General features: G+C 72.7%; 13 protein-coding genes. 8 read left to right on the top strand and 5 right to left on the bottom strand.

Translation table 11 applies throughout. The features are described from left to right. Window positions 1-43: 43 nt before the first annotated feature. Entirely contained in the window at window positions 44-901 is an 858-nt protein-coding gene (locus IE286_RS10730) for a helix-turn-helix transcriptional regulator (protein WP_189796409.1), read from the bottom strand. Between the two features lie 136 nt (window positions 902-1037). Between IE286_RS10730 and IE286_RS10725 the strand changes: the two genes are divergently transcribed. Further along, window positions 1038-1892 carry an NAD-dependent epimerase/dehydratase family protein gene (locus tag IE286_RS10725; protein WP_189796408.1) on the top strand — a complete coding sequence of 285 codons (855 nt, stop codon included), beginning with the start codon at window positions 1038-1040 and terminating at the stop codon, window positions 1890-1892. A gap of 16 nt (window positions 1893-1908) precedes the next feature. Here IE286_RS10725 and IE286_RS10720 read toward each other — a convergent pair whose 3' ends face one another. From IE286_RS10720 to IE286_RS10710, 3 genes are all read right to left on the bottom strand, one after another. Further along, the gene (locus tag IE286_RS10720) at window positions 1909-3252 is read right to left on the bottom strand and encodes a GH1 family beta-glucosidase (protein WP_189796407.1); all 1344 of its coding nucleotides are present in this window, start codon (window positions 3250-3252) and stop codon (window positions 1909-1911) included. Window positions 3253-3310: 58 nt separating this feature from the next. Continuing rightward, entirely contained in the window at window positions 3311-3577 is a 267-nt protein-coding gene (locus tag IE286_RS10715) for a protealysin inhibitor emfourin (protein WP_189796406.1), read from the bottom strand. 77 nt (window positions 3578-3654) lie between these two features. Beyond that, on the bottom strand, window positions 3655-4734 hold the full coding sequence (locus IE286_RS10710) for a M4 family metallopeptidase (protein WP_189796405.1): 1080 nt from the start codon (window positions 4732-4734) through the stop codon (window positions 3655-3657). A gap of 362 nt (window positions 4735-5096) precedes the next feature. On the opposite strand from IE286_RS10710, the gene leuA reads away from it, so the two are divergent. Both leuA and IE286_RS10700 read left to right on the top strand, forming a co-directional pair. After that, on the top strand, window positions 5097-6818 hold the full coding sequence (gene leuA / locus IE286_RS10705; RefSeq protein WP_189796404.1) for a 2-isopropylmalate synthase: 1722 nt from the start codon (window positions 5097-5099) through the stop codon (window positions 6816-6818). A 183-nt stretch (window positions 6819-7001) separates the two neighbouring features. Next, on the top strand, window positions 7002-7700 hold the full coding sequence (locus tag IE286_RS10700; RefSeq protein WP_189796403.1) for a TerB family tellurite resistance protein: 699 nt from the start codon (window positions 7002-7004) through the stop codon (window positions 7698-7700). Between the two features lie 180 nt (window positions 7701-7880). Here IE286_RS10700 and IE286_RS10695 read toward each other — a convergent pair whose 3' ends face one another. Next, window positions 7881-8450, bottom strand: coding sequence for a GNAT family N-acetyltransferase (locus IE286_RS10695; protein ID WP_189796402.1), 570 nt, complete (start codon window positions 8448-8450; stop codon window positions 7881-7883). Window positions 8451-8802: 352 nt separating this feature from the next. Here IE286_RS10695 and IE286_RS10690 point away from each other — a divergent pair, with 352 nt between their 5' ends. The 5 genes from IE286_RS10690 to IE286_RS10670 all read left to right on the top strand — a co-directional run bounded on the left by IE286_RS10690 (window position 8803) and on the right by IE286_RS10670 (window position 14382). Further along, window positions 8803-9555 carry an SCO2525 family SAM-dependent methyltransferase gene (locus IE286_RS10690; RefSeq protein WP_189796401.1) on the top strand — a complete coding sequence of 251 codons (753 nt, stop codon included), beginning with the start codon at window positions 8803-8805 and terminating at the stop codon, window positions 9553-9555. 93 nt (window positions 9556-9648) lie between these two features. Continuing rightward, the gene (locus tag IE286_RS10685) at window positions 9649-11490 is read left to right on the top strand and encodes an SCO2524 family protein (protein ID WP_189796400.1); all 1842 of its coding nucleotides are present in this window, start codon (window positions 9649-9651) and stop codon (window positions 11488-11490) included. A gap of 3 nt (window positions 11491-11493) precedes the next feature. Further along, window positions 11494-12411 (top strand): SCO2523 family variant P-loop protein, encoded by a 918-nt coding sequence (locus IE286_RS10680; protein ID WP_189796399.1) that lies wholly within the window; start codon window positions 11494-11496, stop codon window positions 12409-12411. Next, window positions 12408-13373, top strand: a complete 966-nt coding sequence (locus tag IE286_RS10675; RefSeq protein ID WP_189796398.1) for an SCO2522 family protein — start codon at window positions 12408-12410, stop codon at window positions 13371-13373. Before IE286_RS10680 ends, IE286_RS10675 begins: the two co-directional genes overlap by 4 nt. A gap of 1 nt (window position 13374) precedes the next feature. Then, a complete protein-coding gene (locus IE286_RS10670; protein WP_189796397.1) occupies window positions 13375-14382 on the top strand; it encodes an SCO2521 family protein in 1008 nt (335 codons plus the stop codon). Window positions 14383-14387: the final 5 nt, after the last annotated feature.

Raw genomic sequence — 14387 nt, 5'->3', positions numbered from 1 at the left:
CGAGGCCGGCGTGACCGGCTGCGAGCAGCGCGGCCCGGAGCAGCTACGGCGTCCGGGCTTCCGGCGCCGTCAGGTCCTGCAGGTCCACCACCCGCAGCAGCCGCAGTTTCTCGTAGGCGTCGGTGCCCGGGCGGGCGGTGTGCACGACCAGCTGCTGGTGGTGTTCGCAGTGGGCCAGGACCTCGCAGTCCAGCTCCAGCACGCCGACCAGCGGATGCCGGAAGCGTTTGACCGAGGCGCGCCGGACGGCGACCTCGTGCTCGTCCCACAGCCGCGCGAACTCCTCGCTCTCGGCCCGCAGTTCGGCGACCAGGGCGGCGGGCTCCGGGTCCTCGGGGCGGGCCGCGGTCACCGCCCGCAGGCTCGCCACCTGCTCGCGGGCCCGCTGCGGGCGGTCCTCGGCCGGGAAGGTCTCCTGCGCCCGAGGGTCCAGGAAGAACCGGCGGGTCAGATTGCGCTCGCCGGGCGGCAGGGCCATGAGGTCGCCGCTGAGCACGCGGGACATCGCGTTCTGCGCCAGCACCTCGCCGCAGTCGGTGGTCACCATCGCCGGAGCGTCGTGCAGCCGGTCCAGGACCAGCAGCAGGCCGGGGCGCACGTGCCGGCTCGTCGCCTCCCGGCGCGGCGGCTGCTCCCCGGTCAGGTGGAAGAGGTGGTCGCGCTCGTCCTCCGTCAGGCGCAGCGCGCGGGCCAGCGCGCTCAGCATCTGCCGCGAGGGGCGCGGGCCGCGGGACTGCTCCAGGCGCGTGTAGTAGTCCACGGACATCCCGGCCAGCTGGGCCACCTCCTCGCGGCGCAGGCCCGGCGTGCGGCGGCGGGCGCCGGCGGCGAGACCCACGTCCAAGGGGCCCAGGCGGGCTCGGCTGCGGCGCAGGAAGTCGGCGAGTTCGGCTCGGTTCACCCCTTCAGGATGTGCCCGCCCGCCGGGCGCGACCAGGGATCGCGAGTCCCCGGATGAGGAGGTCTCTCCCGCCTGCCGCCCGCGCCGCCGACCGTGGAGGTGCGAGAGCAGGACGGTCCTGCGAGAGGAGCACATCATGCTGACCCTGGTGACCGGTACGACGGGACAGGTGGGACGGCGGTTCGTGCCCAGGCTGCTGGCGCGGCGGCAGCCGGGCGAAGAGGTGCGGGTGCTGGTGCGGGACGAGGCCCGTGGCGCGCGCTTCGCCGGGCTGGGCGCGCAGGTCGCCGTGGGGGACCTGCGCGACGAGGAGACCCTCGGCAAGGCGCTGGCCGGGGTGGACGCGGTCGTGAACGTCGCGGCCGCATTCCGGGGGGTGCCCGAGGAGGAGATGTGGGCGGTCAACCGGGACGCCGCGGTGGCGCTCGGCCGGGCCGCGCGGACGGCCGGGGTGGAGCGGTTCGTGCAGGTCAGCACGAACAACGTGTACGGCACCGGTCGTGGGCGCCCGCTGGTCGAGGAGGACGAGTGCAGGCCCGGCGGGCACATGTGGGGCGCCTACCCGGCCTCCAAGATCGAGGCGGAGCGGGCGCTGCTGGCGATTCAGGGCCTGGACGTGCGCATCGCCCGGCTCCCGTTCGTCTACGGCGAGGGCGACCCGCACCTGAAGGACGCCATGGCCTGGGCGCCGCGCTGGGCCCCGCAGCAGCGGCTGCACATGGCCCACCACGCGGATGTCGCGCAGGCCCTGATGCGGCTGCTGTACGCGCCCGGGATCGCGGGCCGGATCTACAACGTCGGCGACGACGCGCCCGTCACCACCGTCGAGCTGTACCAGCTCAACGGCATGGAGGTGCCCGCCGAGCTGTACGACAACACCGACCCCGACCCCTGGCACAACATCGTGGACACCCGGCGCATCCGCCGCGAGCTCGGCTTCCGGCCCGTCTACCCGAGCGTGTACACCGCCCGGGAGGCCGGGGCGCTGTGACGCGGGCCGGGGCCGGTCAGCCGGTCGGGCCGGCCGGCTGCCGCTGGGCCCGCAGCAGGTCGCGGTACCAGCGGTAGGAGGCCTTCGGGGTGCGCCGCTGGGTGGCGAAGTCGACGTGCACCAGGCCGAAGCGGCGCGCGTAGCCCTCCGCCCACTCGAAGTTGTCCAGCAGGGACCACACGAAGTAGCCGCGCACGTCCACGCCCGCCCGAAGCGCCCGGTGCAGGGCGCGGATGTGGGCGTCCAGGTAGGCGATGCGCTCGCGGTCGTCGAGGCCGTCGCCGGAGCAGCCGTTCTCGGTGACGACGACGGGCGGGAGGCGGTCGCCGTAGCGGTCGCGGAAGGCGGTCAGCAGCTCGGTGAGGCCCTCGGGGACCACCGGCCAGCCGGAGTCCGTCACCGGTACGTCCTCGATCTGCCGCACGGTGAACGGCAGTCCGGCCGGGAGCGTCACCCCGCCGAACTCGCTGTCCGCGCCCCGCGGGGCGCCCACCCGGGTCGGCGCGTAGTAGTTCACGCCGTACCAGTCGACGGGCTCGGCGATCACCTTCAGGTCGGCCTCCACGTCGCCCGGCATCGACTCCCCGAGGCCCTCGGGGTACCGCCCCAGCAGGACGGGGTCGGCGAAGAGGCGGTTGAGCAGCAGGTCGTAGAGGCCGGCCGCCTCGGTGTCGGCCTGCTCGGGCGAGGCGGGCCAGGCCGGGCCGTGCGAGTTGGCGATGCCGATGTCCGCGGCGCCGGCCGCGCGCAGCGCCCGGACCGCGAGGCCGTGGGCGAGCAGCTGATGGTGGGCGACGGGCAGCGCGTCGAACATCAGCTGCCGGCCGGGCGCGTGCACGCCCAGCGCGTGACCGAGCAGGGTGTGCTCGGCGGGCTCGTTGAGGGTGATCCACGAGCGGACGCGGTCGCCGAGCCGCTCGACGACCACCGACACGTGCCGCGCGAACCGCTCGGCCGTCTCCCGCTCGAGCCAGTCCAGGCCGAGGGGCAGGTCCCAGTGGAAGAGGGTGACGACGGGGCGGATCCCCGCCGCGCACAGCTCGTCCACGAGGCGGTCGTAGAAGTCCAGCCCGCCGGGGGAGTTCACCCGCGGCCAGGAGACGGAGAAGCGGTACGCGTCCACGCCCAGGCCGGCCAGCAGGGCCACGTCCTCCCGGTAGCGGTGGTAGTGGTCGCAGGCCACGGCCGCCGTCGAACCGTCCCTGATCCGTCCCGGTTCGGCGCTGAAGCGGTCCCACACGGACGGCTCCCGCTCCTCGGCCGCTCCCTCGATCTGGTGCGCGGAGGTGGACACCCCCCACAGGAAACCGGGCGGGAACGCGGGCAGCCGCGGTGTCCGGGGCACCGGGTCCGTCGCCATGCGCGGATCATCCGCACCGTGGTGAGGAATGTCAACGCCTCCGGCGCCGGCCCGGACCTCAGGCTCCCTCGCGCAGCACCCGGGTGATCAGCCGGCGCTGCTCGTCGGAGAGATGCGGATCGGCGACATGCACCGTCCGCCCGTCCACGGTGATCTCGTAGTGGAAGCCGTCCGGGACACCGGGCGGCGGCGCGCCCCGTCCGGCGGCCAGGGCCTGCTCGGCCAGGGCGTGCCACTCGGCGGCGTCCGGGCGGCCCGCGGTGTCCACCTCGCCGCGCCGCTCGATGCCCGCGAAACCGCCCGTCCGTCTCACGTGAATCCGCATGGTTGCCTGTCTACCCCGTCGCGCGGAGATCCGAAGCCGTGCGCAGGGCCCGGACCGGGCCGGGCCCAGAAGCGCACCTACGAGGCCGGTACCTTGACCTCCTCCCAGGCCTTCTTCACCGCCTGCAGCTCGTCGCCCGCGCCGTACCGCTCCCGGGCCGCCTTGACGGTGAGCGCCGCGAAGTCCGCGAACTGGGCGTCCTGTTTCAGCTCGCCTCCGGTCAGCACGTCGTACCAGATCTGCCCGGCCCGCTCCCAGGCGTGTCCGCCGAGCGCGGTGGCGACCAGGTAGAAGGCGTGGTTGGGGATGCCGGAGTTGATGTGCACGCCGCCGTTGTCGCTGCCGGTGTGGACGTAGCCGTCCATGGTGGCCGGCTGCGGGTCCTTGCCGAGCACGTCGTCGTCGTAGGCCGTGCCCGGCGCCTTCATGGAGCGCAGGGCGGTGCCGGTCACGCGCGGGGCGAGCAGGCCCGCGCCGATCAGCCAGTCGGCCTCGGCGGCGGTCTGCCCGAGGGTGTACTGCTTGATCAGCGAGCCGAACACGTCGGAGACCGACTCGTTCAGCGCCCCCGACTGGCCGAAGTAGGCGAGGTTCGCGGTGTGCTGGGTGACGCCGTGGGTCAGCTCGTGGCCGATGACGTCGACGGGGATGGTGAAGTCGAGGAAGATCTCGCCGTCACCGTCGCCGAACACCATCTGCTCGCCGTTCCAGAAGGCGTTGTCGTACTGCTCGTCGTAGTGCACGGTCGCCCGCAGCGGCAGTCCGCGGCCGTCGATGGAGTCGCGTTGGTACGCCGACCAGAACAGCTCGAAGGTCGCGCCGAGGCCGGAGTAGGCGCGGTTGACCGAGGCGTCAGAGCCGGGCTGCTGGCCCTCGCCGCGGACCTTGGTGCCCGGCAGGTCGGTGCCGTGGTGGGCGTCGTAGATCGTGCGGTCGGGCTGTCCGGCCCGGGCGGCGACGGGCGCGGCGGGCGCGGCGGCGGTGCGCGCGCCGACGACGGTGGTCAGCCGGCGACGGGTGCGTTCCAGGGCGTCGCGCTCCAGGCTGCGGCGGGCCGGGCCGGACAGCGCGGGGTCGTCGTGGCGCGCCAGGCGGTCGAGCACGTGGGGCGGCACGATCGTGCAGAAGACGGGCTCAAGGCCCCCGTGAGTGGTCATGCCTCGCACGATTGCACCCTGTCACCGTCTTGTCACTACCCGCAACCGGGATGGGGGAAATATCGGGGAACGGAAGCGGTGAGGGAAGGCGGGTGAGAGCGGAAAACGACCGCACTGCGTGAGGTCCCGCACTTTTTACCCGATTTATCCCTCCGGTTTCGCATACTGGAACGCACCCTCGCGGCCGGACGCGGCTGAGCTAGGCTGCGCAGCACCATGAGTCACGGGCTGCTTCTCCTTAGCTGCCGCGGCGAGGGTCTGCAGTCGTAAGGCCGACCCCCTCCCCGCGGAGCTTCGTGTTGCGCCGTCGGCCGTCCATCCGGCACCGCTTGTCAGCGGAACTCACGAGGAGCCCACGCCCCATGGCGAACCGCCAGCAGCCCAGTTCCATGCCGATCCACAAGTACGGCCGCTACGAGCAGGTCGACATCCCTGACCGCACCTGGCCCGACCAGCGGATCACCAAGGCGCCCCGCTGGCTGTCCACCGACCTGCGGGACGGCAACCAGGCCCTGATCGACCCGATGTCGCCCGCCCGCAAGCGCGCGATGTTCGACATGCTCGTCGCGATGGGCTACAAGGAGATCGAGGTCGGCTTCCCCGCCTCCGGCCAGACCGACTACGACTTCGTGCGCTCCATCATCGAGGAAGAGGGCGCGATCCCGGACGACGTCACCATCTCCGTGCTGACCCAGGCCCGCGAGGACCTGATCGAGCGGACGGTGGAGTCCCTCAAGGGCGCCCGGCGTGCCACGGTCCACCTGTACAACGCCACCGCTCCGGTCTTCCGCCGGGTCGTCTTCCGCGGCTCCAAGGACGACATCAAGCAGATCGCCGTCGACGGCACCCGCCTGGTGATGGAGTACGCCGAGAAGCTGCTGGGCGAGGAGACCGAGTTCGGCTACCAGTACTCGCCGGAGATCTTCACCGACACCGAGCTGGACTTCGCCCTGGAGGTCTGCGAGGCGGTCATGGACGTCTGGCAGCCCGGCCCGGACCGCGAGATCATCCTCAACCTGCCCGCGACCGTGGAGCGTTCCACGCCCTCCACCTACGCGGACCGGTTCGAGTGGATGCACCGCCACCTGTCCCGCCGCGAGTACATCTGCCTGTCCGCCCACCCGCACAACGACCGCGGCACCGCCGTGGCCGCGGCCGAGCTGTCGGTCATGGCCGGCGCGGACCGCGTCGAGGGCTGCCTGTTCGGGCAGGGCGAGCGCACCGGCAACGTCGACCTGGTCACGCTGGGGATGAACCTGTTCTCGCAGGGAGTCGACCCGCAGATCGACTTCTCCGACATCGACGAGATCCGTCGTACGTGGGAGTACTGCAACCAGATGGAGGTCCACCCGCGCCACCCGTACGTGGGCGACCTTGTCTACACGTCCTTCTCCGGCTCCCACCAGGACGCCATCAAGAAGGGCTTCGACGCCATGGAGGCCGAGGCGAAGGCCAAGGGCGTCAGCGTCGACGACCTGCAGTGGGAGGTGCCGTACCTGCCCATCGACCCCAAGGACGTCGGCCGCTCCTACGAGGCCGTCATCCGCGTCAACTCCCAGTCCGGCAAGGGCGGCATCTCCTACGTCCTGAAGAACGACCACAAGCTGGACCTGCCGCGCCGGATGCAGATCGAGTTCTCGAAGATCATCCAGGCGAAGACGGACGCCGAGGGCGGCGAGATCACGCCGCAGGAGATCTGGGCGGTCTTCCGGGACGAGTACCTGCCCAACCCGGACAACCCCTGGGGCCGCATCCAGCTCAAGGAGGGCCAGTCCACCACCGGCGCCGACGGTGTGGACACGCTCACGGTGGAGGCCACGGTCGACGGCGAGGACGTCGTCCTGACCGGCTCCGGCAACGGCCCGATCTCCGCCTTCTTCGACGCGCTGCAGTCCATCGGCGTCGACGTACGGCTGCTGGACTACCAGGAGCACACGATGAGCGAGGGCGCCTCGGCGCAGGCCGCCTCCTACATCGAGTGCGCGATCGGCGACAAGGTCCTGTGGGGCATCGGCATCGATGCGAACACGACACGTGCGTCGCTGAAGGCGGTCGTCTCGGCCGTCAACCGCGCGTCGCGCTGACCGCTCCCACCGGCGGTTTCGGGGCCCCGTTCCGCGCCTCGCGGCGTCCGGGGCCCCTCGCGCACGCACGTCGGATACCGGCCAGGTCACGGAAAGGTCTCGTCCGGGGTGCTGACGGGGTCTGCCGATGTGGCTAACATCACGCCCACGCGGCGATGGTGCCGTGGGTTACGGAGGTGCGACGTGCTGCCAGTACGGGGACGAAACGGCCGTGCCACCCGGTTTGCCCGCCTCATGGGCACCCGCATCGCGTGGACCTGCGTCGGCGACGGCGAGTTCTTCTGCCCCGCTTGCGGGGGCGACCGCAACTACCAGCGGCTGAGCGGACGACGCCGCTTCACCGTGCTCGGGATGCCGTTGCTGCCGCGCGGCACCACCGGGCCGGTCGTGGAGTGCGCCGCCTGCGGCGGCCACTTCGGGCCCGACACCCTGGACCACCCGACCACCTCCCGCTTCTCCGCGATGCTGCGCGACGCCGTGCACACCATCGCCCTGGCGATGCTCTGCGCCGGCGGCACCTCCTCGCGCACCGCCCTGGAGACCGCCGCGTCCGCCGCCCGCGCGGCCGGCGTCGCCGACTGCACCGAGGAGCAGCTGGCCGCGCTGGTCGAGGCGCTGGCCGCCGACACCGGCCGCGCCTACGAGAGCCGGCCCTGCGCGGCGGGGCTGACCATAGAGCTGCACGAGGCCCTGGACCCGCTGGCCCCGCACCTGGCGCCGGCCGGCCGGGAGTCCCTCCTGCTCCAGGCCGCCCGTATCGCCCTGGCCGACGGCCCCTACACCCCCGCCGAGCACGACGCCCTCACCACCATCGGCGCCGCCCTGACCCTGCCGTCCGGCGACGTGACCCGGCTGCTGGCGGCGGCCCGCACCCCGTCCTGACACGCGCCCGCACGCCCGTCCCGACGGCGGCCCCGCCCTGCTGCTGACGCAGGCCCGCACGCCGGTCCCGACGGCGCCCCACCGTGCTTCCTGACGGGGGCCCACGCCCCGTTCCCAGTTGGCGCACCGCCGCCACGGCCCGCTCACCGCCGCAGCGCCCCGCCCGGCACGGCGGTGTGCTCACCCCTGCGGGGCGGCGGCCCGCGCGGCCAGGTCCAGGTGCAGGATCTGGCGGTCCATGCCGGGGCCGAAGTAGTCGCGGCGCAGGCCCCCGTCGGGCCCCTCGGGGCGGAAGCCCAGCGAACGGTAGAGCAGGACGGCGGCGCGGTTGCCGGGCTCCACGGTGAGCCGGACCTCCTTGATGCCGCTGCGCCGCAGTCGGCCGAGGATCGCCACCATCAGCTCGCGGCCCAGCCCGTGACGGCGGCGGTCGTGGGCCACGCCCAGGCCCAGGATCCAGCTGTCCGCACGCAGGGCCGAGGTCCCCGCCAGCACGTAGCCGCGCAGACGGCCGGTGCCGTCGTCGAGCACCAGGAAGTGCTCGGCGTACATGTCGTACAGCTGGCGCAGCAGGAAAGCGGGGTAGGCGACCTCCCCGAAGACCTCCTGGTCCAGCCGTCGCAGCTCGGGCAGGTCGGACTCGCGCGCGGTCCGCAGGACGAGGGGGGCCGTGTCCGGGTCCGCAGGCGCTCCGGGACGCGCGAGCGGTCCGTCGTGCGTGGAAAAGCGTTTCAGCGGCTCTGTGGCCATGCCACCCACCCCCAGTGAGGACGTGCGGAACATGCGGACGTCAACTCGAAGGGCGCCTGCCCGATACACCCGAAGGGAGGAGAGAACCGTGGCGGCGTCGGCGGCACCTGCCGACCAGCGTGAGCGCCCAACTGCCTGCTCGCAAGGGTGGCGTGCGCCCCGCCGCCGTGCGCCGAGGCGCTCCGCGGCGCTTCCGGTGCGCCGGGAACGACGCATTCCCGGCTGTCTGTTCGTGCCCTCGCGGCCTACCGTGCAGGGTGAGGCGGTGTTCCGTCCCGGGCCGCCGACACCCCACGGGGGTTCCCGCAGGCCTGCCCGCGCAACTCCCGAGACGAACGGACGCGGCAGGGTGATGATGGACCGCAACGCTGACGCACCGTGGTCGGAGTTCGACCCCGAGGTGTACGTCGACAACAACTACCGCACCCCACTGGAAGTGGACCTGAAGATCGTGCGGCTGCTGCGCGACCACTTCAGCCGCTGCTTCGCCGCCGCGGTCTCGCGCTCGGCCAGAGGAGTCGACGTCGGCGCCGGTGCCAACCTGTACCCCGCGCTGTCCATGCTGCCCTGGTGCGAGAAGATCCTGCTGCTGGAGTACGCGCCGCCGAACGTCGCCTACCTGGAGCGCCAGACCGCTCCCGGAGGGCTCGACGCGACCTGGGACGCGTTCTGGGACGAGCTGCGCCAGGCCCCCGCCTACCGCGGCATCGACCCGCACACCGAGGTCGGCCAGATCGTCCGGGTGGAGCGGGGCAACCTCTTCGACCTGAACGGACAACGGCGCTGGGACGTCGGGACGATGTTCTTCGTCGCCGACTCGATGTCCGAGGACGCCGAGGAGTTCCAGCGGGGCGTGCGCTGCTTCATGAACGCCCTGGACGCATCGGCGCCCTTCGCCGTCGCCTTCATGAAACAGTCGCAGGGATACCAGGTGGGCGAACACCGCTATCCGGCCTACCCGGTGGACGCACAGCGGGCCCGGCGGAGCCTGGAGCCGTACGCCGCGGAACTGGAGATCCACGATCTGCAGCACACGGTGCGCCCGGGACACGAGGGAATCCTGCTGGCCCTGGGACGACGGAACACGGCGGGCGGTTCCGCCTAGGAGCTGTTCCTCCGGCACGAGCGATTGCCGCGGCCCGGGAGCGGGGACGATGACTGGACACAGCGCAACGAGATCTGTGCGAGGGGTTCGGGGATGCAGATCAAGCCGCGTCAGCATCTGCTGGATATCTGGCGGGCCGTGGCCCGCCACTCGTTCGACGACGGCAAGTTCCTCTGGAGGGACGGCGACGGGCTGAGCAGCGTCGCCGACGCCGAGCGCCTGCTGTGCCTGCTCTACCCCGCGACCGAGGTCCCCGCATTCAGGCTCGACCAGCCCGACACCACCGAACGGGACATGCTGCGCGCCCTGGAGGGCGTCGGCACCCGCCTGGAGATCCCCCCGAACCTGATCTCCGCGCTCACCCAGTTCATGCGCACCCACACCGGCCCGGACGACAGCCCCACCTTCGCCGGCGGCCACTACTTCAAGACCGCCGACCCGTCCGTGCCGCTGACCCATGAGCAGGCCCAGCTGGGCGTCGTGGACTCCTACTCGATGTCCGTCACGCTGTGCCTGGCCACCCTCGGCTTCCTCAAGGTCTACGAGACCACCACCCGCCGCCCCGAGGTGCACCGGGCGATCACCGAGCTGCGCGAGGCCACCAGTACCCGGCTGACCGCGGCGATGATCAGCCTGCTGCGCTCCTTCACCGTCAACGTCTTCGACGCCGAGTCCGAACAGGGCCGGCGCCTGATCGACCTCCTCGGACAGCGCAGACAGTCCGACCGGGCCGTGCTTCAGCAGTTCTCCCGCGGCTTCCGCCAGCTGCGCGCCACCATCATCGAGAGCCTCACCCGCGGCATCGAGGTGGACGAGTCCATCCGCGACGAGAGGCAGCTCTTCGAGTGCGGCTGGGCCTGGAGCATCGTGCGCGACGCGCCGAAGGTCACCGACCTCGACACCCAGGTCCCCGGGCAGCCCGACGGCATCGCCGACCGGGTGCCCTACGTGTACTTCACCGTTGTCGCCCTGGACGGCATCCAGGACCTGTTCTCCGAGCGCACCCTCACCCTGGGCCTGCTCGACGCCGACCAGCAACGACTCGCCGAGGCGCTGCGGCTGCGCTGGGAGCTCAGCCAGCAGTACTGGTCCACCGTCGCCCGGTTCGGCGCCGAACGGTGGCCCCTGGAGGACCTGCCCTGGCAGACCACCGGCCTCAGGCTGGAGTCCGAGTACTTCTCGCTGACCGTCGCCGCCATCCTCGTGCACGACCTGCTCCGCCGCAGGGCGACCGACGACGACCTCACCCGCACCGTCGCCATCATGGAACGCCTCGCCGACCGCGGCCGGATCACCAGCCGTATGACGTTCCGGGACCCGGCCGTCGGCCTGCACCTTCCCGGCGTGCTGATGCCGCTGGCCGGCTCCGAGCGCTCCGGCGGCCCGCTGCAGTGGCGGATGACGGACTACTCCGCGCAGCTGCTCAAACGGACCGTCCAGCTGGCCGCGCTGTCGAGGAACATCGAAGCCCAGGACAGGCTGCTGCGGCTGGCCGAGCAGATCTTCGAACACCTGTGGAAGCGGCGGATCGAGGACGGCGAGGGCACCGGCCTGTGGGACGACATGAGCATCGTCTATCCCGACGTGCGCAACGGCCCACGGCTGTCCTGGAGCATCACCGAACGCGTCATCGAATGCCTGGTGGCCGCCCGCACCCTGTACGAGCAGCAGCCGATCCGCAGCCAGGACCTGGCCCAGCTGGCCCGGGAGATGCTCAACGAGGCCACCCACCTGTTCGGCAAGGAGCAGCTCCAGGCCGCCGTCGGCACCGACGGCAGCCGCAGCCGCGCCATGCGCAGCATCGAGAGCCGCCTGGACCACGCCCGCAGCCTCCTCGACGAGCGGCCCGCCACCGCCTTCGCCCTGGCCCTGCCGGTGCTGCAAGAACTCGACACCCTGACCCAGGCCAGAAGCGCCGCCGCACAGGAGGTGTGAGCCGTGCTCGTCTTCGCCGCCTCCGACAAGGGAGGCACGGGCCGCTCGGTGACCAGCGCCAACCTGGCCTACCAGCGGGCCCTGGCCGGCGACCACGTGGCGTACGTGGACTTCGACTTCGGCTCGCCGACGGCCGCCGCCGTGTTCGACGTGCCCGGCGCGATGCGCGGCATCGAGGACCGCGGCCTGCACAGCTACCTGGAGGGCGAGGTCGCCGAACCCGTCCGTATCGACGTGTGGCGGCAGACCGAGCACCCGCTGCTGCGCACCCGGCCCAACCAGTCCGGCCGCCTGGTCCTGCTGCCCGGCGACGCCGGCGGCGGCGAGTTCGCCACCGGCGAGGGCGCCCTGGAACGCTGCATCGACCTGCTGCTCAGGCTGAACAGCGAGTTCGACGTGATCCTGGTGGACCTCAGCGCCGGCCGCAGCTACGCGGTGGACATGGTGCTGGCCGCCACCGCCCACCCGCGGATGCGCTCCGTCCCGTTCCGCTGGCTGGTCTTCCACCGCTGGACCCGCCAGCACGTCATAGCGGCCGCCGGGCTGGTCCACAAGAAGCACGGCATCATCGCCGGCGGCGTCGAGCGCGGACACGACGAGCACGCCCTCAGGGCCGCGATCCGCTTCGTGCGGGCCGCCGTGCCGGACCCGGAGTCCCCGCTGTGGTCCAACGGCACGCCCGCCCAGGCCGCCTGGATGCAGGCCTGCGACGAGGCGCTGCGCCGGCTCGCCGCCGAACAGGGCGTCGGCGACAGCGTCGTCCTCGGCGTCGTCCCGCTGGAGCCCATCCTGCAGTGGCGCGAACAGCTGATCACCGAGGAGGACGTGCTCGCCACACAGATCGCGAACAAGGAGACGCTGGAGGCACTGGAGCAGATCGCCCTGCGGCTGACCGACGACTCCTACTGGGGGCGGCCATGACCGAGGCGGTGTTCCGCGAGACGGCCGCCGACCCGCGCACCCAGGCCGTGCCGCTGTCCCACCTCTCGCTGGAGGTGGGCCACCTGTACATGGAGGACTTCGAGGCCGGACCGGCGCGTCTGCGGGAGCACTTCGCCCAGGTCCGGCCGTGGGCGGCGGCCGCGCGCGCCGCGGCTGAGGCCCGCAGCGGCGGCCGGCGCCCCCGCATCAGCACCTGCTTCCTCGTCGACGACTACTTCACCCGCTTCTCCACCCCGGCCGAACTCGTCCCGCAGCTGCTCGAGGAGGCCGAGAGGGCCGGCCTCGTCATCGACTACCTGGCCCGCGAGTCCGGCTGCGCGGTCAGCGGCACGGTGCCGGTCGCCGAGGCCGTGGCCGGTCGCATCGTCGAGTCGCCGCCGCCCGGCTCCTACGGCAACCGCCCGCCGGCCGCGCAGACCGGCTGGCTGGCCAACGGCGAACGCAGCCCCGCGCCCCGCACCCCGCAGGCCATGAAGACCGCCGCCGCCTGGCAGCCGCCCAGGGAGACCGCGGCCCGCCGCCACTCCGTCTTTCTGGACGCGGAGCTGTGGAGCGACGACGCCCAGGGAAACCGCACCTGGTCCTGCCCGTTCCTCGCCGCCGTGTGGCAGCTGGGCCGCCTCGGGCTGCTGCGCCACCGGGGCGCGCCCGTCTTCACCCCCCGCCCGCACGACACGGACCGCTTCCCCGACGACTGGGACGAGCTGCCTCCCCTGATCCGGCTCAACCCCCGCGCCGACCCGTTCGCCGCCTACCGGACCTGCTCGGTGCTGCCCAACCGGTTCCTGCCGGTCGAACACGCCGTGCGCGTCGTCCTGGACCAGACGGAAGTGGACCGCACGGCCCTGCGCCAGGTCGCCGAACGCTCGGCGCGCGAGCACCTGGACGTCCCGGACTCGGTCGCCGACCGTGTCTCCTACGTCTTCTATGCGGGGTCCTGACATGGCGAAGGCCAGGCAGCCGGACACCACGCCGCACACCGTGCTCGCCTGCGGCGAGGTCCGCACCTGCCTGCTGCCCGCCCGCCAGGCCCTCGACAGCCGCTCCGCCGCCGCGCTGCTCGCCCTGCGCGCCGACGAACACGTCCTGCTCTCCGAACGTCCCAACCTCTACGCGCGTTCTCCCGAGGTGCTCACCGGCGTGGACTGCCCGCTGCCCAGCGCCGACGGCGCCCGCGTCCGCGCCGTCGGCACGGTCGCCGCGCGCGCCGCGCTCACCGAGGGCCGCGTCCTGCAGACCTCCGCGTACGCGCGGCTGCCCGCCGCCGGGCCGGGCGCGCGGCAGCCCTGGGGCCACTACCTGGTGAGACCCGGCATGGTGGAGCCGCTGGGGAAACTGCCCCACGAGGCCGTCGCGCAGGGCGTGCTGGACGGCGGGCGCCCCGGCGACCTGGACGTCGGCCTGATCGCCGACGGCCTGCTCACCCGGCTGCTGCGCCACCCCCTGCTCGACCACGATCCGCCGCTGCGCTCCCGGCCCACCCGGCTGCGCTGGGTCGCCCTGCCCGCCGAGGGCGACGACGGCCCCTCGATCGAACGGTTCACGCTGGCCGAGGACGAGCTGCGCACCGTACGGCTGCGGATCCCCGAGGGAACGTCCCCGGCCGACGTCGCCGGGCTCTGCGACGACCTCGCCCTGCACGACTGGCTGCTCACCACCGTCGTCCGGATGCTGGACGGCATCGCCCTGGGCGGGCCGCCCGCCCGCCGCGGGCCGGGGGCGGCACCGCACCGGCCCGTCGTGGCCGCGCTGCGGCCCGCCGTCGACCACCTGCTGCACCTGTGGATGCCACGGGCCCGGGTGGCGAGGCAGCTGGCCCCGCTGTGGGAGGCGCTGGAGGACAGCCCCGGCTTCACCCGCCAGTGGCAGACGCTCGTCCAGCGCATCCGCGACCAGCTGGCCCTGCACGCGATCGCCTCGGTGCAGCGGGAGGTGGAGCCCGCCGGCTGACCGGA

It is taken from the genome of Streptomyces thermodiastaticus, assembly GCF_014656135.1.
GTDB lineage: Bacteria > Actinomycetota > Actinomycetes > Streptomycetales > Streptomycetaceae > Streptomyces > Streptomyces thermodiastaticus.
The sequence above is the reverse complement of the archived record's forward strand: the minus strand, read 5'-3'. Positions and strand labels throughout refer to the sequence as shown.